Source organism: Microbacterium proteolyticum (genome assembly GCF_030818075.1).
GTDB lineage: Bacteria > Actinomycetota > Actinomycetes > Actinomycetales > Microbacteriaceae > Microbacterium > Microbacterium proteolyticum_A.
Window position 1 is genome coordinate 340,669 of the sequence record NZ_JAUSZZ010000001.1, and the last position, 26,116, is coordinate 366,784.

General features: G+C 70.7%; 21 protein-coding genes and 1 pseudogene. 9 read left to right on the forward strand and 13 right to left on the reverse strand.

Annotated features, from left to right (window positions below; all coding sequences use genetic code 11):
• Nucleotides 1-26: 26 nt before the first annotated feature.
• The 3 genes from QE392_RS01620 to QE392_RS01630 form a co-directional block, all read right to left on the reverse strand.
• A complete protein-coding gene (locus tag QE392_RS01620; protein ID WP_307446914.1) occupies nucleotides 27-1,034 on the reverse strand; it encodes a 4-hydroxythreonine-4-phosphate dehydrogenase PdxA in 1,008 nt (335 codons plus the stop codon).
• Nucleotides 1,031-2,023, reverse strand: a complete 993-nt coding sequence (locus tag QE392_RS01625; RefSeq protein ID WP_307446919.1) for a sugar phosphate isomerase/epimerase family protein — start codon at nucleotides 2,021-2,023, stop codon at nucleotides 1,031-1,033. Before QE392_RS01625 ends, QE392_RS01620 begins: the two co-directional genes overlap by 4 nt.
• Nucleotides 2,024-2,142: 119 nt before the next feature.
• Complete coding sequence (locus QE392_RS01630; RefSeq protein WP_307446922.1) at nucleotides 2,143-2,871, reverse strand: GntR family transcriptional regulator; 729 nt, start codon at nucleotides 2,869-2,871, stop codon at nucleotides 2,143-2,145.
• A 136-nt stretch (nucleotides 2,872-3,007) separates the two neighbouring features.
• Here QE392_RS01630 and QE392_RS01635 point away from each other — a divergent pair, with 136 nt between their 5' ends.
• Genes QE392_RS01635 through QE392_RS01645 form a run of 3 tightly spaced genes read left to right on the forward strand, consistent with a single transcriptional unit; the run spans nucleotide 3,008 to nucleotide 5,981 of the window.
• A complete protein-coding gene (locus tag QE392_RS01635; protein WP_307446925.1) occupies nucleotides 3,008-4,747 on the forward strand; it encodes a dihydroxyacetone kinase family protein in 1,740 nt (579 codons plus the stop codon).
• Entirely contained in the window at nucleotides 4,744-5,217 is a 474-nt protein-coding gene (locus QE392_RS01640; RefSeq protein ID WP_307446929.1) for a ribose-5-phosphate isomerase, read from the forward strand. Before QE392_RS01635 ends, QE392_RS01640 begins: the two co-directional genes overlap by 4 nt.
• Complete coding sequence (locus tag QE392_RS01645) at nucleotides 5,214-5,981, forward strand: triose-phosphate isomerase (protein WP_307446934.1); 768 nt, start codon at nucleotides 5,214-5,216, stop codon at nucleotides 5,979-5,981. Before QE392_RS01640 ends, QE392_RS01645 begins: the two co-directional genes overlap by 4 nt.
• A gap of 142 nt (nucleotides 5,982-6,123) precedes the next feature.
• On the opposite strand, the gene QE392_RS01650 is transcribed toward QE392_RS01645, so the two are convergent.
• Entirely contained in the window at nucleotides 6,124-7,287 is a 1,164-nt protein-coding gene (locus QE392_RS01650; protein ID WP_307446937.1) for a M15 family metallopeptidase, read from the reverse strand.
• 124 nt (nucleotides 7,288-7,411) lie between these two features.
• Between QE392_RS01650 and QE392_RS01655 the strand changes: the two genes are divergently transcribed.
• From QE392_RS01655 to QE392_RS01665, 3 genes are all read left to right on the forward strand, one after another.
• Entirely contained in the window at nucleotides 7,412-9,130 is a 1,719-nt protein-coding gene (locus tag QE392_RS01655) for an AAA family ATPase (RefSeq protein WP_307446940.1), read from the forward strand.
• Nucleotides 9,131-9,140: 10 nt separating this feature from the next.
• The gene (locus QE392_RS01660) at nucleotides 9,141-9,320 is read left to right on the forward strand and encodes a hypothetical protein (protein ID WP_307446942.1); all 180 of its coding nucleotides are present in this window, start codon (nucleotides 9,141-9,143) and stop codon (nucleotides 9,318-9,320) included.
• 147 nt (nucleotides 9,321-9,467) lie between these two features.
• A complete protein-coding gene (locus QE392_RS01665; protein ID WP_307446944.1) occupies nucleotides 9,468-10,571 on the forward strand; it encodes an Rv2578c family radical SAM protein in 1,104 nt (367 codons plus the stop codon).
• A 202-nt stretch (nucleotides 10,572-10,773) separates the two neighbouring features.
• Here the strand turns inward: QE392_RS01665 and QE392_RS01670 are convergent, their stop codons facing one another.
• Nucleotides 10,774-13,017: a DEAD/DEAH box helicase gene (locus tag QE392_RS01670; protein WP_307446949.1), complete on the reverse strand. Its 2,244-nt coding sequence runs from the start codon at nucleotides 13,015-13,017 to the stop codon at nucleotides 10,774-10,776.
• A 484-nt stretch (nucleotides 13,018-13,501) separates the two neighbouring features.
• Between QE392_RS01670 and QE392_RS01675 the strand changes: the two genes are divergently transcribed.
• From QE392_RS01675 to QE392_RS01685, 3 genes and pseudogenes are all read left to right on the forward strand, one after another.
• Nucleotides 13,502-14,125: an antibiotic biosynthesis monooxygenase gene (locus tag QE392_RS01675; RefSeq protein WP_307446953.1), complete on the forward strand. Its 624-nt coding sequence runs from the start codon at nucleotides 13,502-13,504 to the stop codon at nucleotides 14,123-14,125.
• Entirely contained in the window at nucleotides 14,122-15,024 is a 903-nt protein-coding gene (locus QE392_RS01680) for an aldose 1-epimerase family protein (protein ID WP_307446955.1), read from the forward strand. Before QE392_RS01675 ends, QE392_RS01680 begins: the two co-directional genes overlap by 4 nt.
• 237 nt (nucleotides 15,025-15,261) lie before the next feature.
• Nucleotides 15,262-15,891, forward strand: a pseudogene (locus QE392_RS01685) (DUF998 domain-containing protein); the annotation flags it as partial.
• Nucleotides 15,892-16,313: 422 nt separating this feature from the next.
• Here QE392_RS01685 and QE392_RS01690 read toward each other — a convergent pair.
• The 8 genes from QE392_RS01690 to QE392_RS01725 form a co-directional block, all read right to left on the reverse strand.
• The gene (locus QE392_RS01690) at nucleotides 16,314-19,520 is read right to left on the reverse strand and encodes an efflux RND transporter permease subunit (RefSeq protein ID WP_307446958.1); all 3,207 of its coding nucleotides are present in this window, start codon (nucleotides 19,518-19,520) and stop codon (nucleotides 16,314-16,316) included.
• 103 nt (nucleotides 19,521-19,623) lie between these two features.
• Nucleotides 19,624-21,072: an AMP-binding protein gene (locus QE392_RS01695; protein WP_307446961.1), complete on the reverse strand. Its 1,449-nt coding sequence runs from the start codon at nucleotides 21,070-21,072 to the stop codon at nucleotides 19,624-19,626.
• On the reverse strand, nucleotides 21,069-22,172 hold the full coding sequence (locus QE392_RS01700; RefSeq protein WP_307446964.1) for an MSMEG_0565 family glycosyltransferase: 1,104 nt from the start codon (nucleotides 22,170-22,172) through the stop codon (nucleotides 21,069-21,071). The genes QE392_RS01695 and QE392_RS01700 overlap by 4 nt, the downstream gene beginning before the upstream one ends.
• Nucleotides 22,173-22,202: 30 nt before the next feature.
• Nucleotides 22,203-23,060 (reverse strand): carbon-nitrogen hydrolase family protein, encoded by an 858-nt coding sequence (locus tag QE392_RS01705; protein ID WP_307446966.1) that lies wholly within the window; start codon nucleotides 23,058-23,060, stop codon nucleotides 22,203-22,205.
• Between the two features lie 24 nt (nucleotides 23,061-23,084).
• On the reverse strand, nucleotides 23,085-24,341 hold the full coding sequence (locus tag QE392_RS01710; RefSeq protein WP_307446969.1) for an MSMEG_0569 family flavin-dependent oxidoreductase: 1,257 nt from the start codon (nucleotides 24,339-24,341) through the stop codon (nucleotides 23,085-23,087).
• Nucleotides 24,338-24,628, reverse strand: a complete 291-nt coding sequence (locus tag QE392_RS01715; protein WP_307453992.1) for an MSMEG_0570 family nitrogen starvation response protein — start codon at nucleotides 24,626-24,628, stop codon at nucleotides 24,338-24,340. Before QE392_RS01715 ends, QE392_RS01710 begins: the two co-directional genes overlap by 4 nt.
• Before the next feature lies 1 nt (nucleotide 24,629).
• A complete protein-coding gene (locus tag QE392_RS01720) occupies nucleotides 24,630-25,532 on the reverse strand; it encodes a carbon-nitrogen hydrolase family protein (RefSeq protein ID WP_307446972.1) in 903 nt (300 codons plus the stop codon).
• Nucleotides 25,533-25,540: 8 nt separating this feature from the next.
• Entirely contained in the window at nucleotides 25,541-26,068 is a 528-nt protein-coding gene (locus QE392_RS01725) for an MSMEG_0572/Sll0783 family nitrogen starvation response protein (protein WP_210072631.1), read from the reverse strand.
• Nucleotides 26,069-26,116 lie beyond the last annotated feature (48 nt).

Genomic DNA, 26,116 nt, shown 5'->3' on the forward strand with positions numbered 1-26,116 from the left:
CCGCGGCGGAGGAGAGGGCGGTGGTGTCAGGAGGTCGCGAGCGTTGCTGCACGTCGACGCGCGCCGACGCCGACAGCGACGGAGAACGCGTTCTCGTAGGCGCCCGTGTTGACCGCGCGCCGGCCGACGAGCGGGAACGCCGTCCCGTGTGCGGGAGTGCAGACCGGCACGCTCAGGCCGCCGGCCATGGTGACGCCACGGTCGAAGCCGAGGAGCTTCACCGCGATCTGCCCCTGGTCGTGATACATGGTCAGGATGCCGTCGAACGCGCCGTCGCGCGCGTGGATGAAGATCGTGTCGCTCGGGAACGGGCCGGCGGCATCCACTCCGCGGTTCTTGAGTTCTTCGACGGCGGGGGCGATGACGTCGATCTCCTCGCGCCCGAACGTACCGTTCTCGCCGGCGTGCGGATTGAGCGCGCAGACGCCGATGCGAGGGTTGGCGATGCCGCGGCCCTTCAGCACCTCTTCGAGGAGCTGACCGCGCTCGACGACGAGGTCGAAGGAGATGTTGTCCGCCACCTGGGAGAGGGGGACGTGCGAGGTGACCCGGCCCGTGACGAGTTCGGGGAGGATGTTGAGCTCCGTCGCGGCGGTGCCGTCGTCGAGGACGGTCTCGAACCACGCCATCTCGTCGTTCTCGGTCATACCCGCGAGGTGCAGCGACGTCTTGTTCAGCGGAGCGAAGACGATCGCGTCGATCTCCCCCGCCTTGGCCATCTCGAGCGCGCGCCGCAGGTTGGACATCGCCCACTGTCCGCCCTCCCGGGTGGCGACACCGCGCTCGAAACGGTCGACCGGGCGGTGAGCGCTGTTGTCGACCAGGGTCGGAAGCCCGGTGCCGCGTTCGGGCGACCACGCGAAGTCGACGCCCGCGTCGGTCATGGCATCGGTCAACTCCTGCTCGTCGGAGATGAGGAAGATCTCTGCGCGTCCGCGCGTCTCGGGCGTCGCCAACTGCCGGGCGACCAGTTCCGGGCCGACCCCGGCGGGGTCGCCGAAGATGAGGGCGATACGGGGAGTGTTCTCGGTCACAGCGATGGAGTCCTTTCGATGGATGCCGCGGCGTCGGTGATGCCCGTCCGGCTCGGCGACGCGACGCTTCGTCGCGACATGAGGTGGGTGAGGTAGCGGCGATTCGCGCCGCAGACGCTGAGCGAGTCGCCGCCGTAGTGCTCGCAGGTGATGACGCCCCGGTATCCGACGCGGCGGGCGATATCGAGGACGACGCGATAGTTGATGACGCCGTCTCGCAGGGTGCTGGGTGCAGTGGCGATGTGCTCGCCGTCGGGGGTCTCGTCGCGCAGATAGTTTTTGGCGTGCCAGTAGTTGGCGTACGGCAGAGTGGTCTCGTAGAGCTCGAGCCAGGACTCGACGGGTCGGTGGAGACGGATGAGGTTGCCGACGTCGGGGTTCAAACCGACGTTGGTGAGCCCGACCTCCTCGACGAACCGCACGGCGCCGGCCCCGGTCCCCAGGTAGGTGTCTTCGTAGAGCTCGAGCGAGAGCTCCAGACCGAGTTCTGCGGCGTGGACGCCGAGCTCGCGGATGCGCCGCACGGCGAGCGCGCGCATGTCGTCGTCATCGGGGTCGCGGGGGCCGGGTGCCGTCCAGAACCACAGCGCCCGTTCCTGCTGCGGCGAGAACGGGTGGTGCAGGCCCGTGGAGTACACGCTCACGCCGAGTTCGGCCGCGGCATCGAGGGAGGCGTGGTGGTAGGCGAGGTTCTGCTCGCCGCGGTCGGGGGCGATGACGCTCGCCCGCTGCACGTGCAGTGCGGGGATGTCGAGCCCCACCGAACGCGTGACGCTCACGAGCTCGGACCGTCGGGATGCCGTCAGATCGGCCACCCGGATCCACGCGTCGCTGATCTCGACGGCGCCGAACCCCTCTGCGGCGACATCACCCAACTGCTCGAACCAGAAGCCCGCATCGGCGGACGTGGCGGGGCGTCCGTGGGGATCTGTCGCTGACAGCCCGAGCACACAGCTCGCAAGCTGCCAGGAAAGAGGAGTCGTTTGCATGTGATCACTTCGTCGTGAGGCCACCGCGGGGTCGCGATTAAAAAGATCCTATATAAAATTGAGAGAAGCGCAAGGGGCGTCCGCCACCGCGCCCCGCGACGACGCGAGGGGATCGCGTCTCAGCCGGCTTCGGCGGCGCGTGCCGATTCGATCGCGCGGGCCTTGACGTTGCTGACGTGCGACCGCATCGCATCCACGATGCCCGCGACCTCGCCCACCCGGAAGGCATCGACGATCGCGTCGTGCTCGGCCACGGCGAACGCCACATCATTGGTGCGGCCCATGGAGCTCTGCCGACGCCGATGCATGTGCGTCCCCAGGGACTCGGCCATCTGCTGCAGGTGCGTGTTCTCGCACCGGTCGAAGATGGCCTGGTGGAAGCGCCAGTCGGCGTCGAAGTACTCGGACAGTCGAGCCGCCATGCGCGGATCGTCGTCGTCGAGCTCGAGGACGGCGTCGGCAGTGCGGTGGTGACGCTCCTCCGCTTCGACGAGTCGGGGCAGCAACTCCCCCGCCCGTGGCGCAGCCAAGGCGGCGGCCCCGGTCTCGATCACGATGCGCGCGTCGAAGAGTTCCGCCGTCTGCGCAACGGAGAGCGGTGCCGCAACGCGGTACCCCCGTCGCGCTTCGCGTGACACGAGACCGGTGCGCTCCAGCTGCACGAGCGCCTCGCGCACAGGTGTCGGCGAGACGTCGAGCTCCTTGGCGAGGATGTCGATGCCCAGGCGGACGCCCGGTTGCACCTCGCCGTTCATCAGGCGGTCGAGGATGACGTCATAGACGCGGTCACGCAGCACACGTCGTTCGACAGCGCCCGTGATCGGCACGCTTTCCTGGAACAAACTCATCGATCGACCCCCTGTCGGCCTCAGCCTACTGGGATCGGGTGCACTCGATTCGATCTTTAATTTCCTCTTTTCTATATAAAATACGTATGCTGTTCGGAGGTGCGATGGCGCACCACGGACTCGGATGAGAGGCCCCATGAGTTACCTGCACAACGACCCGTCAGTTTTCCGCGAGGAGATGATCGACGGCTTCGTCGCCGTCCACAGCGACCTCGTCCGCCGCGTGAGCGGCGGCGTGGCACGACGCCACGCCGCGCCCGAGGGCCACGTCGCCGTCGTCGTGGGCGGCGGATCAGGCCATTACCCCGCGTTCGCGGGGCTGGTGGGACCCGGCCTCGCCCACGCGGCAGCCATGGGCGGCGTCTTCGCCTCGCCGTCCGCGGCGCAGGTGGAGGCCGCCGCGCGCGCGGTCGACACCGGAGCGGGAGTCCTTCTCGCGTACGGCAACTACGCCGGCGACGTGCTCAACTTCGACAGCGCTCAGGCAGAGCTGCGCGCCGACGGCATCCCGTGCCGCAGTGTCGCCGTCACCGACGACATCGCCAGCGCGGGGCCCGATGAGCAGCACCGCCGCCGTGGCCTGGCGGGTGACCTCGTCGTCTTCAAGGCCGCCGCCTGGGCCGCTGAGCAGGGCCGCACGCTCGATGACGTCGCCGAGGTCGCTCAGCTCGCGAACGCCCGCACGCGCACGCTCGGGGTCGCCTATACCGGCTCCACGCTCCCCGGGGCCGATCAGCCCCTGTTCACGATCCCCGACGGGCGGATGGGGCTCGGTATCGGCATCCACGGCGAACCCGGTCTCGACGAGCTCCCTGTCGCCAACGCCGACGAGACGGCCGCGATGATGATCGACCGCCTCCTGGAGGAGAGCCCCGCCGACGCCGGGCGACGGCTCGGCGTCATCGTCAACGGGCTGGGCTCCGTGAAGGGTGAAGAGCTCTTCGTGTACTTCGCCGGTGTGCGGCGCCACCTCCTCGCCCGGGGATACGACCTCGTGGCACCGCAGGTCGGCGAGTTCGTCACGAGCTTCGAGATGGCGGGTGTCTCACTCACGCTGGTCTGGCTCACCGACGAGCTGGAGGCGGCGTGGTGCGCCCCCGTCTGGACGCCGTCCCTGCGAACGGGCGCCACTCCCCCGCCCGATGCCACCCGGCTCGCCGACGACGTCGAGGGTACGGCCGTCGACGAACCCGTCGACGGCGGGGACGCGACGTCCGATCGAGACCGGGCCCTGGCGATGGCCGTCTCGCGTGCATTCGCCGCCGGTGCGGCTGCGATCGACGCGGAGGTCGACGATCTGGGGCGTCTCGACTCCATCGCCGGCGACGGCGACCATGGCATCGGCATGCAGCGGGGGATCACGGCCGCCGCCTCGGCTGCCGCCCTCTCGGTCCGGCACAGCAAGGGACTGGCGGGGACCCTGGATGCCGCGGGACGCGCCTGGGCCGAGAAGGCGGGTGGCACGTCCGGAGCCCTCTGGGGGCTCGGCTTGCGGACCGCCGCGGCCCACCTCTCGCGTTGCGACGACGCCACGGAGGCGGACATCGCCACCGCGGTCGCCGCGGGCATCGCCGCCATCCGCGAGAAGGGCGGGGCCCGCGTCGGGGACAAGACGATGGTGGATGCCGCCGCCCCCTTCGCCAAAGCCCTCGCCGCTCGAGGCGGCGACCGTTCCGCCGCGTGGCTCGCGGCAGCGGGCGCGGCCTCACGGGGTGCCGCCGAGACCGCCCGGTTGGGAGCCCGGACGGGCCGCGCCCGGGCACACGGCGACAAGGGCATCGGGCACCCCGATCCCGGCGCCGTCTCCTTCGCCCTCCTGGCGAACGTCGCCGTCACCACCCTCCTGCCCACACTCACCGAAGGTGCACACTCATGACCCCTCTGCGCATCGTCGTCGGCTCCGACGACGCCGGCTACGACTACAAGACCGCGCTCAAGGCAGACCTCCAGAACGACCCGCGGGTCGAGGTCGTCGATGATGTCGGCGTCGCGGATGACGGACACACGGCCTATCCGGTGATCGCCGTCGAGGCGGCCGAGCGTGTCGCCCGCGGCGAGGCGGACCGCGCCCTGCTCATCTGCGGCACGGGCCTGGGTGTCGCCATCGCGGCGAACAAGGTGCCCGGCATCCGGGCCGTGACCGCCCACGACAGCTTCTCGGTCGAGCGCGGCGTGCTGTCGAACAATGCCCAGGTGCTCACGCTCGGACAGCGGGTCATCGGTCTCGAATTGGCGCGTCGACTCGTTCGGGAATGGCTCTCGTACACGTTCGACGAGTCGTCGGCCTCCGCGGAGAAGGTACGCATCCTCTCGCAGTACGAGAACAGAGACGACCGGGACTCGTGAGCGTGGCCCCTGTCGTCGTCGCCGTCAGTTTCAAGGCGTATCTTTCCCACGCCACGGCGATCGACTGGGTTCGGGCGGTGGCCGGCGCACCGATTCCTCACGGGGTCGAGGTCGTCGTCTTCCCCTCGTTCCTGTCGATCCCCGGCGCGGTCGACGCCGCCGGGGGGCGGCTCTCCATCGGCGCGCAGAACCTGCACTCCGCGGAGGGGGGCGCGTTCACCGGCGAGGTGACGGCCCCTCAGATCCGGGAGGTGGGATGCCGGTACGTCGAGATCGGGCACGCGGAGCGCGAAAACCTCTTCGGTGAGACGGAGGCCGACATCGTCGAGAAGATCCGCCTTGCGCAGCGGCACGGATTGATCCCCCTGCTCTGCGTCGGCGAGCCGACCCCCGGTTCGGCCGCGGATGCCGCGGCCTGGTGCCGCGAGAAGGTCGCGCGCATGCTGCGCGCCGCGCAGTTCGCCGGGGACATCGTTGTGGCGTACGAGCCCGTCTGGGCGATCGGTGCCGAGCGCCCCGCTGACCCCGCGCACGTCCGTACCGTCGCGGCGGCATTGCGCGAAGCCCTCTCGACGGCGGTGCCGAGCGGTCGGAGCGCCCGTGTCATCTACGGCGGCGCCGCCGGGGAGGGCACGCTCCCCGAGCTCCGGGGTGACGTCGACGGGGTCTTCCTGGGCCGCTTCGCCCACGATCCCGCTGCCATGAGGCGGATCCTGGCGGAGGCCGCCGACAGCGCCGTCGCCGCGTTCGAGATCCGCGGCTGAAGGGACCCCTCCGTGTCGCGCCGGATCGATGCTTCGGTTGTCGGCGCACACTGGTCCGCGGCGGGCAGCACGGTGCCGGGCCGCGGCCCGCGTTCCCGACAGGGCGAGGCGGCGTGGATGCCGGGGTGCCCGGCATCCATCGTCAATACGTCGGAGCGGCGGGCAGGCCGAAGAATTCCTCGAGCGTGGTGTAGCCGCCCTCGTGGTAGGCGCGGGCGAGCTCGGGGCCGATGTAGCGCAGGTGCCACGCCTCGGGCTCGTAGCCGCTGACGCTCTCGCGCCCCTCGGCGTAGCGCGTGATGAAGCCGAACTCCCAGGCGTGATCGCGTACCCACGCGCCCTGCGGTGAACCCGCCACGTCGTCGAGGGTCGCGCACGAGCCGTCGCACGGCACGATGTCGACGGCCAGTCCCGTCTGGTGTTCGCTGAAGCCGGCACGCGCGCTCTCGCGATCCGCTTCCTCGACCCCACCCACCGAGACGCGGCCGGCGTACGTCGACTGCTGCGTCGAGTAGGAGCGGAAGGCGCTGAGGTATCCGATCTCACCCGCCCCGGCGTCGGAGGCGGCACGCACCATCTCGGTCAGCGCACCCGCCGCCCGTGCCCGGAGCGCCGAATCTTCGAGGGCGCGCACGTTCGCAGGCATGACGAGGTCGCCGGCGCGGTAGTCGACCGGGTCGAGCGGGCGTTGCTTGTTGACGACGACCCATTCACGGTTCGGGTCCGACAACGACACGCACGGCGCGATCCCGGATGCCACCGCTGCGCGGAAGGCGCTTCCGCCCCCGGCGGCCGCGATGACGGCGGTGTCGTCGCCCGACGCCAGAGCCGCGGTGAACGCCGGGTCGTCGCAGGGAGTGGCGGTCGCGGCGACGGCCGCGAGCTGCGGAACGGGAAGACCTCCGGCGGGGACGGCGGGTGGGCCCTGGACAACGGTCGTCGTCGCCTCCCCCGGCGCCGCCTCGCCCTCGTCGCGCCCGCCCGCGGTCGCGGCGGCGCCGATGGCGACGACCCCCGCCACCGCGACCACGACGGCGGCCGCCAGCACGCTCGCGCGGCGACGTCGGACGGCGAGGGGCAGCCCACGCGCGGCCACGAGCGCCCGGATGCCGGAAGGTGTCGTCGTGACCGCCCTCCGCTCGCGACGGGTCGGGCCGTCGGCGGCGGCGACCTCGTCGGGCGAGACCTCGGCGGGTGAGACCTCGGCGGGTGCGGCGGACTGCACCGGCAACGCCGCCGTCGCCAATCGCTCGGCCTCCGCGCGCGCGGCGCGGCGGGGCGAGAGCTCGGGATCGGGGGGAATCACTCGACCCATTCTCCCGTGGCAGGCCCGACGGGTCGAGCCCACCACCGGGACGCGGTCGCACGGCGCTTGCCCGACGGCCGTGTTGTCGGCAGGCTGAGGACGCCGAGACCGAACCGGAGGGACCATGCTCGACGAGGACGACCGACGCCTCATGCACGCCGTCCACGCGTATCTGCAAGACATGCATCGCATCGTCCAGTCCGACTCCGCCGGCCATCTCTCGCCCCTGGGCGACGAACTGAGCGCCCACCTCGGGGTCGACGCCCTCACCCTCCCCGTCACGACCGAGTCGCTGCCCGCGCACCGTTACGTCGACGCCGACATCGCCCTCGACGAGCTCATGGCGCGGTGCGGCGGACGCCTGATCGGCGTGACAGGAGGCGAGCAGCGGCTGCACGTCTCGGCATCTGATCTCCTCTCCGGCGGGTACGCACACTTCGCGCCGGGCCCGGTCTCGTACGAGGTGCGCGACGTCGACGCTGATTCGCAGCGCCGGGTCGTGGCGTTCGGTGTGCGACTGCTCGTGTTCGACGGACATCCCGTGGCGATCGTCCAGCGAGCGGCGAACCCGCGGTCGATGCCGCCCCAGTCCCAGCTCGAGCTGATCGGGGCCGACGCGGATGCCACGGCGGCCGCACTCGCCGAGATCCGCCGCCTCATGGTCGAGCGGAGCGTGCTGCGCGGACAGGTGCTGTCGTTCGCGCCGACCGAATACGGACACGAAGCCGGGGCGACCTTCCTCGCCCGCCCCGAGGTCGCGGCCGACGACATCGTGCTGGGCGAGGGCGTCCTGCAGCGCATCGTCGACCACGTCGTCGGCATCGGCGACCACCGCGACGCACTCCGCGCCGCCGGACAGCATCTCAAGCGCGGCGTGCTCCTGTACGGCCCGCCTGGGACGGGGAAGACGCTCACCGTCCGCCACCTGCTCTCGCGTACGCCCGGCACGACCGCGGTCGTGCTGACCGGCTCGAGCGTCCGCTTCGTCAAGGCCGCCGCCGAGATCGCGCGCACATTCGCCCCGGCACTGGTCGTGCTCGAGGACATCGATCTGGTGGCGGCCGACCGCGGCTTCTCGCCCGAGCCGGTGCTCTTCGACGTGCTCGACGCGCTCGACGGGTTGGAACCGGATGCCGACATCGCTTTCGTCATGACGACCAACCACGTGCAGGTGCTCGAGGAGGCCCTGGCCGCCCGTCCGGGCCGCGTCGACCTCGGCGTCGAGATCCCACTGCCCGACGACACCGACCGCAGACGCCTGTTCCGGCGGTACGCGCAGGGGCTGCCGCTGTCTCCGGATGCCCTGGATGCGGCCGCCGACCGCGCCTCCGGGACGACGGGATCGTTCGCGAAGGAGCTGCTTCGCGGTACGGTGCTGCGCGCGGCACTCCGTGGGGCGGAGGCGCCCGACGACGACGACCTCGCGGCGACGCTCGACGGGCTGCTCGACTCGGGCGCGGCACTGACCCGCGTGCTGCTGGGGTCGCCGCCGCAGCTCGTGCAGCGCGTCACGGCCCCGTTCGAGGAGGCACCGTTCGCCGCAACCGGGGCCCATGCTCGGCGGCATCCAGACTCCCTTCTCGGTGGTGGACGAGCAGGTCGATCCCGTGGAGTTCCACGACGGGGCGCTCGTCGACGTGACACCGCCGACGCACGAGCTCGCCATCCCGATGCCCGTATGGCACACGGTCTACGCCACCCTCGGCAACACCGGTGCGGTCGAGCGGGTCGGGGGCGATCCGGACGTCGCCGCCCGCTCCGATCGCATCCAGAACGCCGGGAGCACGGCCGCACGACGACACCCGGGTCCCCTCACCGCTCACGGCTGGCCGCGCGACGATGACGCCCTGACGGTGCCGCTCGCCGACGGTGACGAGGACTTCCTCGTGGAGATCCTCGCGAGATGGCGACGAGTGAGCCTGCTGCAGGCCGTCGGAGACGACGTCGATGAGGAGACGTGGCGCGAGCAGGAGGAAGGGCTCGACGCAGACGCCCGCGCTTTGCGGTTCTTCATGGAACGGCTGCGTCACTGACGGACGGAGGGGCACCGCCTCGGCGCGGTGACCGGGGCGCGCTCGTCCCGTGGTCCAGGTCGAACGGAGCAGTGCTCGTCCCGCGCGTGTACGAATCTGGCTGTCTTATTGCTTGCACTTGCTTAGAACATGTGTTCGACTGTGATGATGAGGTGGCAGGGTCAGCAGCTGGGCGTCGACGATACGGCGGCACTTCCCGGCATGGAGCGCATGGACAATCTCGTGCGCTCGGTGACGACGCCCGAGTTCGCCGGGATGACGTTCCACGAGGTGATGGCGAAGAGCGCTCTCAACCGTGTGCCCGGCGCCTCGGCGATGCCGTTCGACTGGACGGTGAATCCGTACCGGGGCTGCACTCACCAATGCGTCTATTGCTTCGCTCGAAAGACGCATGAATATCTCGACCTCGATTACGGCGCGGATTTCGATTCGCAGATCGTCGTCAAGATCAATGTCGCCGACGTCTTGCGGACCGAGCTGCGGCGCGGCTCCTGGGCGCGCGAACCCGTCATGCTCGGCACGAACACCGACCCGTACCAGCGCGCTGAGGGCCGATACCGGCTCATGCCCGACATCGTGGGGGCGCTGACCGAGACCGGCACCCCGTTCTCCATCCTCACCAAAGGCACACTGATGCGGCGGGATCTCCCGCTCCTCACCGAAGCGGCACAGCAGGTGAAGGTGACACTGGCGATGTCGATCGCCGTCTTCGACGACGCCCTGCAGCACTCGATCGAGCCCGGCACACCGAGCGCCGAGGCGCGGCTCGACACGGTGCGCGCGGCGACGGCGGCCGGCTTCCGGGTGACGGTGTTCCTCATGCCGATCCTGCCGCACCTCACCGACTCCATCGCCGTACTCGACGACGCCCTCGCCCGCATTCGAGCGGCCGGGGCGGTACGGGTGGTCTACGGCGCCCTGCACCTGCGCCCCGGCGCGAAGCAGTGGTTCCTGCAGTGGCTCGAGCGCGAGCACCCGCATCTCGTGTCGTCGTACCGCGGGCTCTATCCCGGTGTCTCGGTCTCGGCGCCCAAGGCGTACCGCACCTGGCTGGGCAAGCGCATGCGCCCCCTGCTGCGCATGCATCGCCTCGACGGCTGGGACGAAGACGAGCACCCGCGCGGGCGGCCGCAGCCCGGCCTCGCGGCGCGCACGCCGGCGACGAGCGGCCTCGGGCCGGTGCGGAGCACGGGGACTCCGGCATCCGTTCGCCCCCGCGTGGCACCGGCGAGTGAGCCGACGCTTTTCTGACGCAAAGCGCCCCGCGAGCGAGCGGGCGGTGCTGCGAACGCCGCAAGGCCCCCGCCGCGCGAAGCGACGGGACGCCCACGCCGCGCCGGCGAGCGAGCCGACGCTGTCCTGAACGCAAAGCGCCCCGCGAGCGAGCGGGCGGCGTTGCACACACCGAAAGGCCCCCGCCGCGCGAAGCGACGAGGGCCTTTCGAGGAGGTGATTACGCGGTGACGTCGGCGACCTGACGACCCGACAGCTCTTCGAGCAGATCGTCGCCCAGCTGCGCCGGCTCGAAGGGCGCCTCGATCTCGGCACGGTCGAGGAGCTCGGTCATACGACGCTGACGCTGACGCGTGATGAGCGTCACGACCGTGCCGCTGCGGCCCGCGCGGCCGGTGCGGCCCGAGCGGTGCAGGTACGTCTTGTATTCGTCGGGGGCGTCGGCCTGGATGACCAGGTCGATGTCGTCGACGTGGATGCCGCGGGCGGCGACGTCGGTGGCGACGAGCACGTTGACGCGACCCGAGGTGAGCTTCTCGAGGTTGCGCGTGCGCTTCTGCTGATTCAGATCACCGTGCAGGGCGACGGCGGCGATGCCGGCCTCGTCGAACTGCTCGGCGAGCATCTCGGCGTAGGCGCGGGTGCGGGCGAAGACGAGCGTCTTGCCGTCGCGGTCGACGAGCGAACCGAGGATCTCGGCCTTGTCGCGGTGATCGATCACGAGCACGCGGTGATCGATGGTGCCCGAGTCCTGGTCTTCGCCGGCCACCTCGTAGACGGCGGGCTCGACGAGGAACTCGTCGACGAGAGCCGCGACCTCACGGTCGAGGGTCGCCGAGAACAGAAGCTTCTGGCTGCGGTCGGCGGTGGCGCGGAGGATGCGCTGCACCGGCTCGAGGAAGCCGAGCTCGCACATGTGGTCGGCCTCGTCGAGCACCGCCACCTGCACCTGCGACAGGTCGAGCTTGCCCTGGTTGAGCAGGTCTTCGATGCGACCGGGCGTGCCGATGACGATGTCGACGCCCTTCTTCAGCGCGCCCACCTGGCGCGCCTGGGGAACGCCGCCGTAGACCTGCGTGGTGAACAGGCCCACGCTGCGCGCGATCACCTGGACGGTGCGGTCGATCTGCAGCGCGAGCTCGCGGGTCGGCGCGAGGATGAGGGCCTTGGGGGCCCGGCCGAACTCACGGCGCTGACCCGCCTGCGCGCGCAGGATGCTTTCGACGAGCGGCGCGCCGAACGCGATGGTCTTGCCCGAGCCGGTGCGGCCGCGGGCGAGCACGTCACGGCCCTCGAGAATCGGCTTCACCGTGGCTGCCTGGATCGGGAACGGGCTCGCCGCTCCGAGACCCTCGAGGGCCCGGACGATGTTGTCGCCGAGTCCCAGCTCGGCGAAGCCGACGCCGGTCTCGGTCGCCGCGTCCACGGCCTGCGCCTGGAGACGCTCATGGACGACGTCCACGCGCTGCTCGTGCTCGGCCGAACGCTTAGGGGTCGCGTTCCAGTCGCTCCGGCTCGGGCCGTCGGCGCGGCGCGGACGGTCATCGAACGAACGGGCGGGGCGGTCGTTGCGGTCGAAGGAACGCGCCGGGCGGTCGGCGCGGTCGAACGAACGGGCGGGACGCTCGTCACGCGCGGGACGCTCGTCACGACGGTCGAACGAACGCGCCGGACGCTCGTCGAACGAACGACGCGGGCGCTCGTCGCGATCGAAGGAACGCGCCGGGCGCTCGGTCCGGTCGAACGAACGAGCCGGACGCTCGTCACGCGCAGGACGCTCGTCACGACGATCGAACGAACGCGCAGGACGCTCGTCGAACGAACGACGCGGGCGCTCGTCGCGATCGAAGGAACGCGCCGGGCGCTCGGTCCGGTCGAACGAACGCGCCGGACGCTCGTCACGCGCAGGACGCTCGTCACGACGATCGAACGACCGGGCCGGACGCTCGTCGAACGAACGACGCGGACGCTCGTCGCGGAACGACGGGCGGGCATCGCCGAACGAGCGGCGGGTGTCGCGGTCGACGCGCTCCCCGCGCGGAGCACGGTCGTCGCGGCCGAAGGAGCGGGTCGGGCGATCGCTGCGGTCGAACGAACGCGCCGGACGGTCATCGCGGTCGAAGGAGCGCGCGGGGCGGTCGCCGAAAGAGCGCGCCGGGCGATCGTCGCGGCGTCCGGCCGTGGCATCCCGATCCGAACGACCGAAACGGTCATCGCGGGCGGACGTGCGGATGCTGCGGGCCTCGTCGCGGCCGGCACGGTCCGACGCGCTCCAGCGGCGCTTGTCGGGGGCGGTCTCCGCCTCGGGGCGGTAGCCGCGGTGGTTCGGGCTCTTGCTGCCGGGCTTGGCGGGACCGTCGGCACCGGGGCGGCGCTTGCGGTCCTGGAACGAGGTCTTCGCGCCGTAGCGCGGCTCGAAGTTCTTGGCGGCGCGGCCGCCGGCGGGCTTCTTGTTCTTGGGCATGACGATGTCCTTCTGGGTTCTGTTTCGCGCGAGACAGCGGCACCGCGTCGTGCGGTGCGAACCCGGACTTCCGTCGGCCGGGGGCCATTCACTGATGATGGTCGAGGCCGCGATCGCGTCCTGTCCATCGGCCCCTTGGACTCACAAACCCATCCGCGCATCACACGCGGTGTCCAGAGCCGACCGCACAACGTTACAGGCATCGCCTGTGAATGGCATCCATGTCCCCATTCGTGCGGATTCGACGCCCTTTCCTTGCACGAAGCGGGACACCCCTCATCGCCCCACCCCTCACGCCCCGCGCCCATGTCCCCATTCGTGCGGACTCACGCCCCGACCACCGCACGAAGTGGGACATGCCTGCCCGCCCCGCACGACCGATGCTCATGTCCCGATCTGTGCAGACTTCGGCCCTCCGTATTGCACAAAGCGGGACATGCCTTTCCTGCTCCGGCAAAGACCCGCCCTGCACGAAGATGGACGCATGGCAGACACCGACGCCCACCCCATCACGGTGGCGATCGAGCGGCGCATCGACCCGACGCGCACCGCCGAAGCGACCTCCTGGATGCAGGCCGGCACCGACCTCGCGACCGCTTTCCCGGGCTTTCTCGGCTCGGGGTGGGTGCGCGCGGGCGAAGACAGTGACCTCTGGTACATGCTGTATCGCTTCCGCGACCTCGGCACGCTCGAAGGATGGGAGACCTCGTCGCAGCGGCAGTGGTGGCTGGACTCCGGCCGCCCCTTCGCCCGCGAGGAGCGCGTCGAGCGCCGCACCGGTATCGAGGGCTGGTTCGACGCCGCCTTCGGGTCGGTCGTGGAGCGAACGGATGCCGCGACCTCGCCCGTTCAGCAACCGGTGCCGCTCGCACCGCCCCGCTGGAAGCAGGCCGTCACCATCTGGGTCGGATTCTTCCCCACGAACCTCCTCGCCTCGTGGCTGCTGGGCTTCGTGCCCGGCTTCGCCGAGATCCCGCTCGTACTGCGGGTGCTGGCGACGACCCTGATGCTCACCCCCGTCATGACCTACGCGGTGCTCCCGTGGGTCACCCGCCTGCTGCGCCCCTGGCTACAGCGTCCGCCCCGCTCCCGAAAGGCTTCGCCATGACCGCCGACCCCACCGGCCAGCGCTTCCACCTGCGCGGTCCGCACTCGTCCGCCGAGATCACCCAGGTGGGCGCGGCACTACGCGCCCTGACGGTGAAGGGCGTCGACCTCGTTCCCGGCTATCCCGACGACGTGCCCACGCCCGCGGCATCCGGTGTGGTGCTCGTGCCGTGGCCCAACCGCATCCGCGATGGGAAGTACGCCTTCGACGGTCAGGACCTGCAGCTCGCGATCAGCGAGCCGAAGTTCGGCAACGCCAGCCACGGCCTGCTGCGCTTCGGCATCTATCAGCCGGTCGAGCACACGGACGAGCGGCTCGTGCTGGCCGCCGATGTCGTGCCGCAGACGGGGTATCCCTTCCACCTGCGCACGCGCGTGACCTACACGCTGCAGCCCGACGGGCTCCACGTCGAGCACCGCATCGAGAACATCGGGGCCGCGGCGGCACCGGTCGCTCTCGGCATCCACCCGTATCTGCAGATCGGCGGGGTGGCGACCGAGGATCTCGTCATCCACTCCACCGGCACCACGACCCTCGTGGTCGACGAGCGCAATATCCCGATCGACGAAGTGCCGGTCAGTGCCGCGAACGACCTCCGCGCCGGTCGGCGTCTGGGCGACGCGACGCTCGACAACGGCTATCGGGGACTCGAGCGGGATGCCGAGGGGCGCGCGCGCCACACGCTCACGGCTCCGGACGGCCGTCGGCTCGAGCTGTGGCAGGACCGGGGGTTCCGGTGGGTTCAGGTGTTCACCACCGACCGCTATCCGGGGCGATCGCTGGCCGTCGCGATCGAACCCATGACGGCACCGGCGAACGCCTTCGCGACGGGGACGGACCTCGAAACGCTGCAGCCGGGTGCCGAGCTGACCGGCGAATGGGGTATTCGCTTCTCCTGAGCCGCCACCTTTGTCCCCCAAATGGGGGACATCAGAATTGCCTCGCGACCGGGATAAAGAAAGAACAAGCCTCACCCTTTCGCGCTCACAAAAGCTACCATTTGCGGTGACGGTTTTCCGTCGAGGCCGGGGCGGCCGAGAACCACGGCTCTCTCGGTATATGTCCGTATGAGCCGACGGGGGCCGAGGATCCCAGGTTCTGGGGGTCCCGTTCCGTCCCGAGGAAAGACCCCCCACATGAGCATCCCCGCGCTCCGTTTCGTCGACCCCGCACACCTGCGAATTCCGCGGTTCGGCGGCCTCTCGCGTCGCCTCGCGGGCCTGCCGTCGCTGCACGTCGGCGCGGCCGTGCTGTCCGTTCTGCTCGGCGGACTGCTGCTCTCGATCGCGACCACGCGCGACCCGCTGTGGTGGCACCTGCACTTCAGCCAGCTGGGGATCTTCGGCGACCTTTCGAGCGCGTTGTTCAACACCACGCTCAAGGTGAGCGGCGCGATGGTCGTGGTTTTCGCCCTGTTCGTCCGACGCGACATCCTGCGACTCGGGCGGGGCCCGGTGCGCCGCGGATCCGCCACCCTCGCGTGCGTGTGCCTGAACGTGGTCGGCATCAATCTCGCCCTCGTCGGCTGCGTTCCGCTCAACACCGACAAAGACCTGCACGATCGCGTCGCCGGGATGATGGTGCTCGGCTTCCTCGCGCTCCTGGTGAGCGCTCCGATCATGCTCCGCCGGCTCGGCGCACGCATGACGATCAGCACCGGTGTCGCTCTGGTCTGGCTCGTCATGTCCATCACGCTCTTCGTCACCGCGACGATCAACCTCGCCCTGTTCGAGACCATCTCGTGCGGCGCGATGTTCGCCTGGTCGGGCATGCTGACCCACACCCTCGGCAACCGGACCGTCTTGAAGTCGGCCGCTGCGGAGGCCGACGTGCGCGCCGCGTGCGCCGGAGGCCGGCGCGTCCGGCGCTCGCTCCCCGCGCGGCGCCGCGCTCTCATCGCGAGGGTGCCGCGACCGTCGCAGCGCCCGCGCATCCGATCCACCGCGCTGACGGGGCGAGCGGCCGTGCCGCTCACCACCGGTGCGAGCGGTCACTCCGCGCGAGCGGCGAGCGCCCGCTCCGCCGCTCCGGACCCGAACGTCGAAGCGGCCACCGAGACGCACCGCCCGCATCACCTGATCACGCGCGCCTCGACCGTCGGGGCCTCCCCGCACCGGCGCAGGGTCACCTCGACGCCACCCCGCCCATCATCGGCGACGCACCCCACCGCCGTCCGCTCCGAAGTCGATCAGTGTTGCGCGCGGAAGGCGCGACGCGTCACCGGATGCTCGTCGTCGTGCCTGCGTGCGTCGTCCGTACGCTCGTCGTCGGCGCGCACGTCGCCCACGCGCTCGTCCGCCGCGGGGCCGCGCGCGGCCCGCCGCGCCCGGCGCCGCTCGCTCGCACCCTCGACGAGGTTGTAGAGCGTCGGCAGGACGAGCAGCGTCAAGAACGTCGACGACACGAGACCGCCGATCACCACCACCGCGAGCGGCTGCGAGATGAAGCCGCCGTGCCCGGTGATCCCCAGCGCCATGGGCACGAGGGCGAAGATCGCCGCGAGCGCCGTCATGAGGATGGGCCGCAGACGCCTCGCTCCGCCCACGATGGTCGCGTCGTGCACACTGAGGCCCCGCGCCCGGTACTGGTTGACGAGGTCGATGAGCACGATGGCGTTGGTCACCACGATGCCGACCAGCATGAGCGCACCGATCATTCCGGCCACGCCGAGCGGCACTCCGGTGATCAGCAGCATGAGAATCGCACCAGTCGCGGCGAACGGCACCGAGACGAGCAGCTCGAGCGGCTGACGCAGCGACTTGAAGGTCGCCACCATCACGACGTAGACGATGAGGATGGCCGCCAGCAGCGCCAGGCCCAGCTGGGTGAAGGCGTCCTGCTGATCGCTGACCACGCCGCCGACCTCGGCACTCGCCCCCTCGGGCAGCTGCACCGCGGCGAGCGCGTCGCGCACCGTGGTCGAGGAGGCACCGAGGTCGTCAGAGGTCGGGGTGACGGTGATGGATGCCGTGCGCAGGCCCCGAGCTGTGGTGATCGACGGCGGCGTCTGACTCTCGTCGACCGTGGCGATCTCGTCCAGCCGCACGGTTCCGGTCGCCGTCGGCACCTCCAAGGCGCGCAGGTCGTCGATGGTCTGCGGCGGGTTCGCCGTGGCGAGGTACACGGTCACCCCGCGGCCGTCCAGCTCGACCGTTCCCGCCTGGCGGGGTTGCTGCGCTCCCGACACGAGGGCGCCGACGGCCTGCTCCGACAGTCCGCGCTCCGCGGCGGCGGCACGGTCGACCCGCACGGAGACGAACGGGAGGGATGCCGACAGGCTGCTCGTCACCTGACCGATGCCGTCACGGCCCTGGAGCTCGGCGACGACGGAATCACTCGCCTCCTGCAGCGACTGCCCGTCGGCCGCGGTGACGTCGACGGTGATGTCGGTGGATCCGAACCCGCCGCCGGCGGCCCGCACCTCGATCTCGCCGGCATCCGTCAGCGCTTCGAGCGCGGTCCGTACGCGCTCCCGCAGCTCCACCTGGTCGGCACCGGACTCCGAGGTGATCGAGTACGTGATGCCCGTGCCGCCGCCCGAGAAGGCGTCGCGCAGAGCCGATCCGCTCGATCCGATGGAGGTCTGCACCGTCTCCACGCCCGGCGTCTCGAGCAGCACGGCCTCCACTCGTTGAGCGGCCGCGTCTTCGGCATCCAGGCTGGGGGCCGAGCCGATCTTCTGCGTCACGGTGAAGGTGTTCTGACCCGAGTCGCCGAGGAAGTCGGTTTTGAGCAGCGGAACGGTGGCGACCGTGCCGCCGAGCACGAGCACCGCGAGGATCAGCGTCACCCACGAGTGCTTCAGGGTCCAGCTGAGCACCGGCACGTACGCCTTCTGCAGACGCGAGGGAGGTGCGTCGGGCGCCTCGGGGTCGATCGGGTTGCCCTCGGCATCCCGGACCACGGTCCCGGGCTTCAGGAACCACGACGCCAGCACCGGCACGATCGTGAGCGAGACGAGCAGCGACGCCGTCATCGCGATCGTGACGGTGAGCGAGAAGGGGCGGAACAGCTCGCCCGTGACGTCGCCGACGAACGCGATGGGCAGGAACACCGCGACCGAGGTGATCGTGGATGCCGTGATGGCAGCCGCCACCTCGCGCACCGCCCGGACGATGGTGGGGATCTTGGGAGCGTCGCCGACGTAGTGGCGTTTGATGTTCTCGATCACGACGATGGAGTCGTCGACCACCCGGCCGATCGCGATGGTCAGGGCGCCGAGGGTGAGGATGTTCAGCGAGTAGCCGAACGCCTGGAGTCCGACGAACGTGATGAGGACGCTCGTCGGGATCGAGATCGCCGTCACGAGCGTCGAGCGCACCGACAGCAGGAACACCAGGATGACGATGACGGCGAAGACGAGGCCGAGCAGTCCCTCCTGCGCGAGAGCGTCGATCGACTGCTGCACGTACGGCGCCTGGTCGAAGACGACCGTGAACGTCGCCCCCTCGCCGAGGGAGGACTCCAGGCCGGGCAGCGCCGCCAGCACTCCGCGCGAGACGTCGACGGTGTTGGCAGCGGGGAGCTTGGTCACGGCGATCGTCAGCGCGGGCTGGCCGTCCACGCGCGACCGCGTCGTGACGGGATCGGCCTGCAGCTCCACGCCGGCGACATCGCCGATCGTGGTCGCCCCCGCGGCGATCTGAGCCGCGTCGGTGGGCACGAGCGGGAGCGCCGCGATCTCGTCGACGCTGGTGAGCTTCGACCCGGTCTGCACGGTGAGCGTCTCGTCGCCCTCGGTCAGCGAGCCACCCGGGAACAGGATGCCGTTGGCGTCCAGCGCATCGGTGATCGCCTGCTGGCTGAAGCCGCGCTCGGCGAGCCGGCCGGCGTCGGGGGTGACGGTGACGCGCTGGCCGGTGCCGCCGACGATCTGCGCGGCGTTGACCCCGTCGACGTCTTCGAGGTCGGGCACGACGCTCGTCTGCAGGATCGACTGGGTGGCCTCGGCGTCGGAGAACCCGGTGACGGCGAGCTGGATGACGGGGAAGTCGTCGATGCTGGCGGAGGCGACGGTGGTGTCGGCCGACTCGGGCAGTTGATCGTCGATGCGGGCGATCGCAGCGAGGATCTTCTGCTGCGCCGCCGCCAGGTCGGTGCCATAGGTGAAGGATGCCGACACGATCGAGGAGTTCGTCGTGCTGGTGGCCGTGGTCGACTCCAGGCCCTCGACACCGCGGATGGCGCTCTCGATGGGCGTCGACACGTCGGCTTCGACGACCTCGGGCGAGGCCCCGGGGTAGGTCGTGACGACCGCGAGCTGCGGGAACTCGATGGAGGGGATGAGCTCCTGCTTCAGGCTCGTCAGAGCCAGGCCACCGAAGATCGCCGCGACGATCGTGACCAGGGCGATGAGGGCACGGTTCTTCAGGCTCAGTACGGCCAGATACGACAAGAAAGACCCTCCGGGATCACAGACCCGATACAGGTGTGTATCGAGGGCCAGTATCGCATGGCCGCAGAAGCGGTTGCCGGGGCTGTGGACAAGACGACGGGCCTCACGGCGAATGCGCAGTGTCGCGGAAACGCTCGGCGAGAGCGCTCCGCCGCACCTTCCCCGCGTCGTTGCGCAGCGGCGTCTCCGACACGTGCAGCGCGGCGGGCGCGCGGGCGCCGAGGAGCTCGCGCACGTGGGCGGCCACGGCACCCATGTCCGCGTCGGCATCGACCAGGAAGACGACGGCATGGGCCACCTGACCGAGGTCGTCGTCGCCGACGCCGAATGCGACGGCCTCCGCCACGGCGGGGTGCTCCTCGAGGACCGCTTCGATGAGGGCGGGGGCGATCTTGTCGCCGCCGCGGTTGATCACGTCGTCCGCCCGGTCGTGAAGGAAGAGGTATCCGTCGTCGTCGAGATGGCCGATGTCGCCCAGCGTGTCCCATCCCGCGTCGTCGCGCCGCGAGGTCGCACCCATGTACGCGTAGGCGGCGGTCTCACCGCGCCGCATCCACACCAGCCCGCTCGCGCCCGCGGGGAGGTCTCTCCCGTCGTCGTCGCGGATGCGGATCTCGGTGCCGCCGATCGGCCGACCGACGCTGCCCGGCCGCTCGAGCCATTCGGTACCGGTGATGCGGGTGAGGCCGTTCGACTCACTGCCGGCGTACACCTCGTCCACCCGCTCGGCACCGATCCAGTCGAGGAAGGCGCGCTTCAACGCCGGCGCGCACGGCGCCCCCATGTGCAGCACGCTCTCGATGCTGGCCACCCGCTCGGGCGCCCGCACCTCGTCCGGCAGACGCAGCAGGCGCGCCATCATCGCGGGCACCAGCAGTCCCCAGGTCGCGCAGTGCGTCTCGACGGCGTCGAGCCAGCGCTCGGGGTCGAAACGATCGAGGATGATCAGACGATGCCCCGTCAACATGCCGCGGAAGGCATACGTGAAGACGGCCGAATGCCAGAGCGGTCCCGCGACGATCTGCGTCGCCGCCCGCGGGAGGAAGGCTGCCACTGGTCGCGAAGGGTCGATGGTCCCACCGGCAGCCGCCCGCACGATCTTGGGGCGTCCGGTCGATCCCGAGGTGGCCGGAGCTTTCCAGCACGAGGCCGCGATGTCGGGCAGCACGCCCGCGCGCGGCGCGACGCGAACGTCCGGCAGCCATTCCACATCAGGTGACGCGGGCCGACCTCCGATCGCGAGCGCCGGAACGGCGATGTCCTCGAGCGCACCCCTCTCGGAGGCGGTCAGGTCGGTCGAGAGCGGCTGAGGCGTCGCCCCGGCGCGCCAGATGCCGAAGCACGCGACGACGAAGTCCCGGCCGTTGGGCAGCGAGACGGCGACGAGGTCATCGCGCCGCACGCCGCGGTCGACGAGCTCGTGCGCGAGCGCCGAGGCCGCGGCATTCAACTCCCCCGCCGTCATCGTCCCGACGCTGTCGATCACGACCGGCTCGTCGGGGTCAGCCCGGGCGCGCTCGGCGAGGATCGCCGAGAAGGTGCGCGTCGTCATCGCCGGCTCGTCAGCGGTACGCGGGCGTAGAACTCCTCGTGCGCCCGCGCGGCGCGGTCCCAGGTGTGGGCGCGGGCGAGCTCGACCCCGGCGGCCGTGTCGACCGACGCCCGTCCGCGTAGCACCGCGTCGAGCTGGGCGGCGATCTCGAGCGGCGTCGACGCGTAGAGCACGGCGTCGCCGAACACCTCGCGGATGACCGGCAGATCGCGGGCGACCACCGGCGTGGCGGCTGCGAGCGCCTCCATCGCCGCCAGGCCGAAGCCCTCCTTGGTCGAGACGAAGGCGAGCGCCCGCGCCTCGGCGACGAGGGCCGGCAGCGCCGCGTCGTCGACCGGCCCGAGGATGATCGGACGGATGCCGAGCTCCGCCGCGCGCGCCTCGAAGCGCTCCCGGTACTCGCGGTAGTCGAACAGCGTCTCGCCGCCGCCGAACACCAGGCGCAGGTCGGGGTGCGCGTCGCGCGTGAGGGCGTAGGCCTCGAGCAGGTCGATCGAGCCCTTGCGCGGCTCGATGCCCCCGAGGGCCAGCACGTACGCGCCGAGCTGCGTCCGCCACTGCGCGCGGGCATCGGCTGCCGCGGCCGCGGCGGCGAACCGTTCGGCATCCACCCCGTTCGCGATCACCTCGGGGCGTACGCCATACCCCTCCTCGACCTCGCGCGCCACCGCGTGCGAGACGCACAGTCGGGCGACCGGCTCGGTGACGGCGCGGTCATGGCACGCCACGAGCTGGGGCGTCGTGAAGGTGTCGAGGTGGTGGATCGTGCGGACGACCGGGATGCCGCGACGAAGCGCCGCGTTCGCCGAGATGCAGTCCTGCGCGTGGACGATGTCGGCATCCGAGTCCAGGGCCGCGGCCATCAGCTCGATCGAGCGCTCGATGCGCTCCCCCACGCCCTCGCCGTCGCGCGGTGGGAAGGGCACGACGCGCACCCGCACGCGCGGGTCGACCGGGCGGAAGAACGAGGTGTCGTCGCCGCGCCCCAGCGTCCACACTTCGACCTCGTGGCCGCGCGCGGCGAGCGCCTCGGCGAGCGCGAGGGTGTGCACGACCCCGCCGCGGGGCTTGGTGGAATAGGTCAGCTGCGCGATGCGCATGGGTCGTCCTTTCCGCGGCGAGCGCGCGGCCTATGCCGGCGCGCTGAGCCGGTAGGCGTGTTCGGCGCGCTGCGCGAGGTGGTTGAGCGAGCGGCGCGCGCGGGCGATGTCGCTCGAGACGTCGGCCTCCGCGACGGCGAGCCCACCCTTCGCCCAGGTCTTGGCGACGATCTCGCCCGCGGGGTCGACGACCTTCGCCTGCCCGAGGAAGCGCAGTCCGCCCAGCACGCCCGTCTGGTTCGACGACACGAGGTAGACCTGGTTCTCGGCCGCGCGCGCGCAGTCGTAGAGGTCGAACAGGTGGGCCTGCCGGTCGTTGCGGATCCGGTCGGACCGGTCGGTCACGCTCGCCGGCCACGCGCTCAGGCACGCGATGACCTGGGCGCCGTCGAGCGCGACCGACCGTGCCGCCTCGGGGAAGGTCTTGTCGAAGTCGATCAGCATGCCGATACGACCGACCGGGGTGTCGAACGCGCGGAAGTCGTCGCCGGCGGCGTACACCTCCGATTCGCCCAGCGGCAGATGCACCTTGCGGTGCACCCCGAGGATTCCCTCCCCGTTGACGCAGACGGCGGTGTTGTACCGCCGCTCCTCGCCCCCGTCGACGGCACGCTCGGCGATCCCGAAGCACACCGTCATGTCACCCGCGAGAGCGACGATCGCGGCGACCTCGGGCCCGTCGATCTCGACGGAGTGCGGGATGCCGTCGCCCTCTTCCACCGGGTGGTGCAGGTCGAGCAGGTAGCCGCCGATCGTGGCATCCGGGAGCACGAGAAGGTCGACGCCGCGGTCACGCGCGTCCTCGACGATGCCGGGGAGCTTCGCGAGCGTGCGCTCGACGTCGCGACCGAAATGGGCCGCCACCGCAGCCATCGTGACGGATGCCATTCCCCGAGAGTACGCGGTGGCCGTTCAGCGCACCGCGAGGACGCTCCGCGACCCCGCCACGATCGAGGCGGCGACGTGCTCGGCATCGCGGGCGATCGCATGGAAGCGCCCCGATCCCCACGTGTGCAGCCAGGGGAGTCCCACGAACGTGAAGCCGGGCACCGCCGTTTCTCCGCGCTCGTGTGCGGGGTGACCGCTCGCGTCGAGCACATCGAGGTCGCCGAGCCACGACCAGTCCGCGCGGAAGCCGATGGCCCAGACGACGGCGTCGATCTCGTCGAGGTCGAGTCGGGTGGGGCCTCCCGCGGGCGTCCACACCGGCTGATAGCGCGGCTCGACCGGAGCGTCGATCCCCTCGCGGGCGATGTAGGCGTCGATGTCGTTCTTGATCGACTCGGCGACCGCGTCGGCCCGGTCGAGGTTGGCCGCGAGGCTGTCGTCGAACGCGAGGGTTCCGTCGGCGATGCCGATCGCCCGCCCGTGCAGGCCCATCCCCTGCGCCGCGAAGAGGCGGAGGTCGATGTCGCGTCCGCCGTCGCGCCCGGTGACGTAGTGATTTGTCGCCGCGCGTTTGGCCGCGGCCTGCTCCCCCACCGGCACGTCGTAGACGCCCATGTCGGCGAGCCACGTCATGCAGTCCCGCCCGCGATAGAACCGCGCCACGCGCGGCGCGCGCCCCACGGCGAGGTGCACCTGGCGTCCCTCGAGGTGGAGGTCCTCGGCGATCTGCGTGCCCGACTGCCCCGTCCCCACCACGAGCACCGAACCCGGGAGCTGTCCCGCGTTGCGGTAGTGGTGCGAGTGCAGCTGCACGACGCGCTCGGGCAGGTCGTCGGCCCACGACGGCGTGATGGGGCGGTGATAACCCCCGGTCGCCGACGTGACGGCATCCGCGGTGATCTCGCCCGCACTGGTCTGCACGACGAACACGCCGTCGTCGCGGCGGTCGACCCGCCGTACCTCCACGCCCTCGGCGATCGGCGCGTCGAACGTGTCGGCGTAGCGGCGCACCCAGGCGTAGACCTCGTCGCGGGTCATGAACCCGTCGGGGTCGGGGCCGTCGTAGGCGTAACCGGGAAGCCGGCAGTGCCAGTTGGGGGTCACGAGGGTGAAGTTGTCCCACCGCCCGTCGCGCCACTCGTGCGCCGCGGACTCCCGCTCGATCACGACGTGCCGCACCCCCGCCTGCGCGAGGTGCCAGCTGACCGACAGGCCGGCCTGCCCGCCGCCGACGATGACCGCGGGGTAATGATCGCCCGGCTGCAGGTCGACGGCGATCATGACGCACCCACCGGGAGGGGAGGCTCCATGCGCAGCACGGTGACCTCTCCGTCGGGGTAGGCCGTCGCCGCCCGCACGATCTCGTCACGGGATGCCATGGCCGAGGTGCACGCGAAGCCGTAGGCGGCCCGCACGCGTTCGCCCGCGGCATCCAGGGCCTCGCTCGATCGCGCGACGAAGTCGGCAACGTCGTAGCGGCTGCCGGTGGTGAGGTAGTCGTGCATCACGAGGCTCGGCGAGTAGTGCGAGGACTCGACACCGTCGGGCCAGCGCACCGCGAAGCGCATCTCAGGCACGGGCCAGCTCCTTCCATCCCTCGACGTGCTCCCCGACCGTCTCGGCGACCGAGGCGTAGACGTCGGGTCGCCGGTCGCGCAGGTGGAACATGCCCCCGCGCATCGTCCGGAACGTCTCCTCGATGTCGATCTCGGCGATGGCGAGCCCGGTGCCGAGAAGCGTCGTCGCCAGGATGTTGCCGCCCGGGTCGACGACCTTGGCGTTGCCGACGTAGCGGAGCGATCCGAAGGTGCCCGACTGGTTGGATGCCATCCAGAACACCTGGTTGTCGAGGGCCCGCGCGATGTCGAACTGGTTGAACCGGTAGGTCCACCGGTCGTCCTGCAGGTTCTCGGCGGTCGCGGTGCGCGCCGCGGGCCACGCCGACATGCTCACCACGATCTCGGCACCGTCGAGGGCGAGCATGCGCGCGGCCTCGGGGAACGCCTTGTCGTAGCAGATCTGCATGCCCACGCGCCCGACGGGGGTGTCGAAGGCGCGATAGGTGTCACCGGCCGAGTACGACATGTTCTCGCCCAGCGGCTGGTGCACCTTGCGGTACGAGCCGTAGATGTTCTCGCCGTCCAGGCACACCGCGGCGTTGTACCGCGTCTCCCCGTCGTCGGCCAACTCGCAGAAGCCGATCGTCACGACCATGTCGCCGACGAGCTCCTGCACGCGGGCGATCTCGGGTCCGTCGAGCCGGATGGCCGGCGGCATCGAGCGCTTCGTGGTCTTGACGGTGTCGCCGTGGTTGCCGAGCGAGGAGAGGTATCCGCCGATGGCGGCCTCGGGGAACGCGAGGAACGACACCCCCGCGGCGCGCGCCTCGGTCACCAGGTCGGCGATGAGCGCGTAATTCTGCTCCAGGTCTCGGGTGAAGTTCGCCGAGACGGAAGCGACTTTCATGGTCATGCCGGGGCTCAGAGGTTGTAGGTGGAGTTGATGATTGCGCCCTTGCGCGCGTAGTAGATGAGCGCGTCCTGCACGTCGAGCGGGTGCGCGGGGATGACGCCCTCGATGAGGTCTTCCTCGCGGATGCCGTGCAGGGCCAGGCCGAAGCGGCAGCAGTAGACCGTGCCGCCCTCCTTGATGAACGTCTCGAGCGAGTTGTTCATGTTCAGCTCGCCCGGGAAGCCCGCGTCGCCCGTGGTCGGGAAGCCGCGGTTGGCGGTGGCGGCCAGCGTTCCCGGACCGTACAGGTAGATGGCCGACTCGAAGCCCTTCCGCAGGGCGCGGGTCGCCTGGAGGATCGCGACGAAGCTCACCGAGGACTCGTGCGGGATGCCGTGGATGAGCGTGAAGTAGGTCTCGCCGTCCTCCGCCTGGAAGTCGGGGAAGAGCTTGGTCGAGCCGTAGATGTTGCTGCCCTTGGGGAGCGAGGGGTGGGGGACCTCGCCGAGGGACTTGGCGATGTTCTCGGCGATCTGAGCGTCGATGTCGGTGGTCATGATGATGTCCTTCGCGTCGGTGGAGCCGGGGATGGAGCGTCTGTCTGG

What these genes read in the sequence shown, in the direction of transcription:
- QE392_RS01705 (WP_307446966.1), bottom strand. Translation starts at nt 23,060, where the DNA reads ATGGCATCCGTCACGATGGCTGCGGTGGCGGCCCATTTCGGTCGCGAC.
- QE392_RS01725 (WP_210072631.1), bottom strand. Translation starts at nt 26,068, where the DNA reads ATGACCACCGACATCGACGCTCAGATCGCCGAGAACATCGCCAAGTCC.
- QE392_RS01680 (WP_307446955.1), top strand. Translation starts at nt 14,122, where the DNA reads ATGACCGCCGACCCCACCGGCCAGCGCTTCCACCTGCGCGGTCCGCAC.
- QE392_RS01700 (WP_307446964.1), bottom strand. Translation starts at nt 22,172, where the DNA reads ATGCGCATCGCGCAGCTGACCTATTCCACCAAGCCCCGCGGCGGGGTC.
- QE392_RS01655 (WP_307446940.1), top strand. Translation starts at nt 7,412, where the DNA reads ATGCTCGACGAGGACGACCGACGCCTCATGCACGCCGTCCACGCGTAT.
- QE392_RS01670 (WP_307446949.1), bottom strand. Translation starts at nt 13,017, where the DNA reads ATGCCCAAGAACAAGAAGCCCGCCGGCGGCCGCGCCGCCAAGAACTTC.
- QE392_RS01720 (WP_307446972.1), bottom strand. Translation starts at nt 25,532, where the DNA reads ATGACCATGAAAGTCGCTTCCGTCTCGGCGAACTTCACCCGAGACCTG.
- QE392_RS01675 (WP_307446953.1), top strand. Translation starts at nt 13,502, where the DNA reads ATGGCAGACACCGACGCCCACCCCATCACGGTGGCGATCGAGCGGCGC.
- QE392_RS01715 (WP_307453992.1), bottom strand. Translation starts at nt 24,628, where the DNA reads ATGCGCTTCGCGGTGCGCTGGCCCGACGGTGTCGAGTCCTCGCACTAC.
- QE392_RS01640 (WP_307446929.1), top strand. Translation starts at nt 4,744, where the DNA reads ATGACCCCTCTGCGCATCGTCGTCGGCTCCGACGACGCCGGCTACGAC.
- QE392_RS01625 (WP_307446919.1), bottom strand. Translation starts at nt 2,023, where the DNA reads ATGCAAACGACTCCTCTTTCCTGGCAGCTTGCGAGCTGTGTGCTCGGG.
- QE392_RS01710 (WP_307446969.1), bottom strand. Translation starts at nt 24,341, where the DNA reads ATGATCGCCGTCGACCTGCAGCCGGGCGATCATTACCCCGCGGTCATC.
- QE392_RS01665 (WP_307446944.1), top strand. Translation starts at nt 9,468, where the DNA reads ATGAGGTGGCAGGGTCAGCAGCTGGGCGTCGACGATACGGCGGCACTT.
- QE392_RS01695 (WP_307446961.1), bottom strand. Translation starts at nt 21,072, where the DNA reads ATGACGACGCGCACCTTCTCGGCGATCCTCGCCGAGCGCGCCCGGGCT.
- QE392_RS01630 (WP_307446922.1), bottom strand. Translation starts at nt 2,871, where the DNA reads ATGAGTTTGTTCCAGGAAAGCGTGCCGATCACGGGCGCTGTCGAACGA.
- QE392_RS01635 (WP_307446925.1), top strand. Translation starts at nt 3,008, where the DNA reads ATGAGTTACCTGCACAACGACCCGTCAGTTTTCCGCGAGGAGATGATC.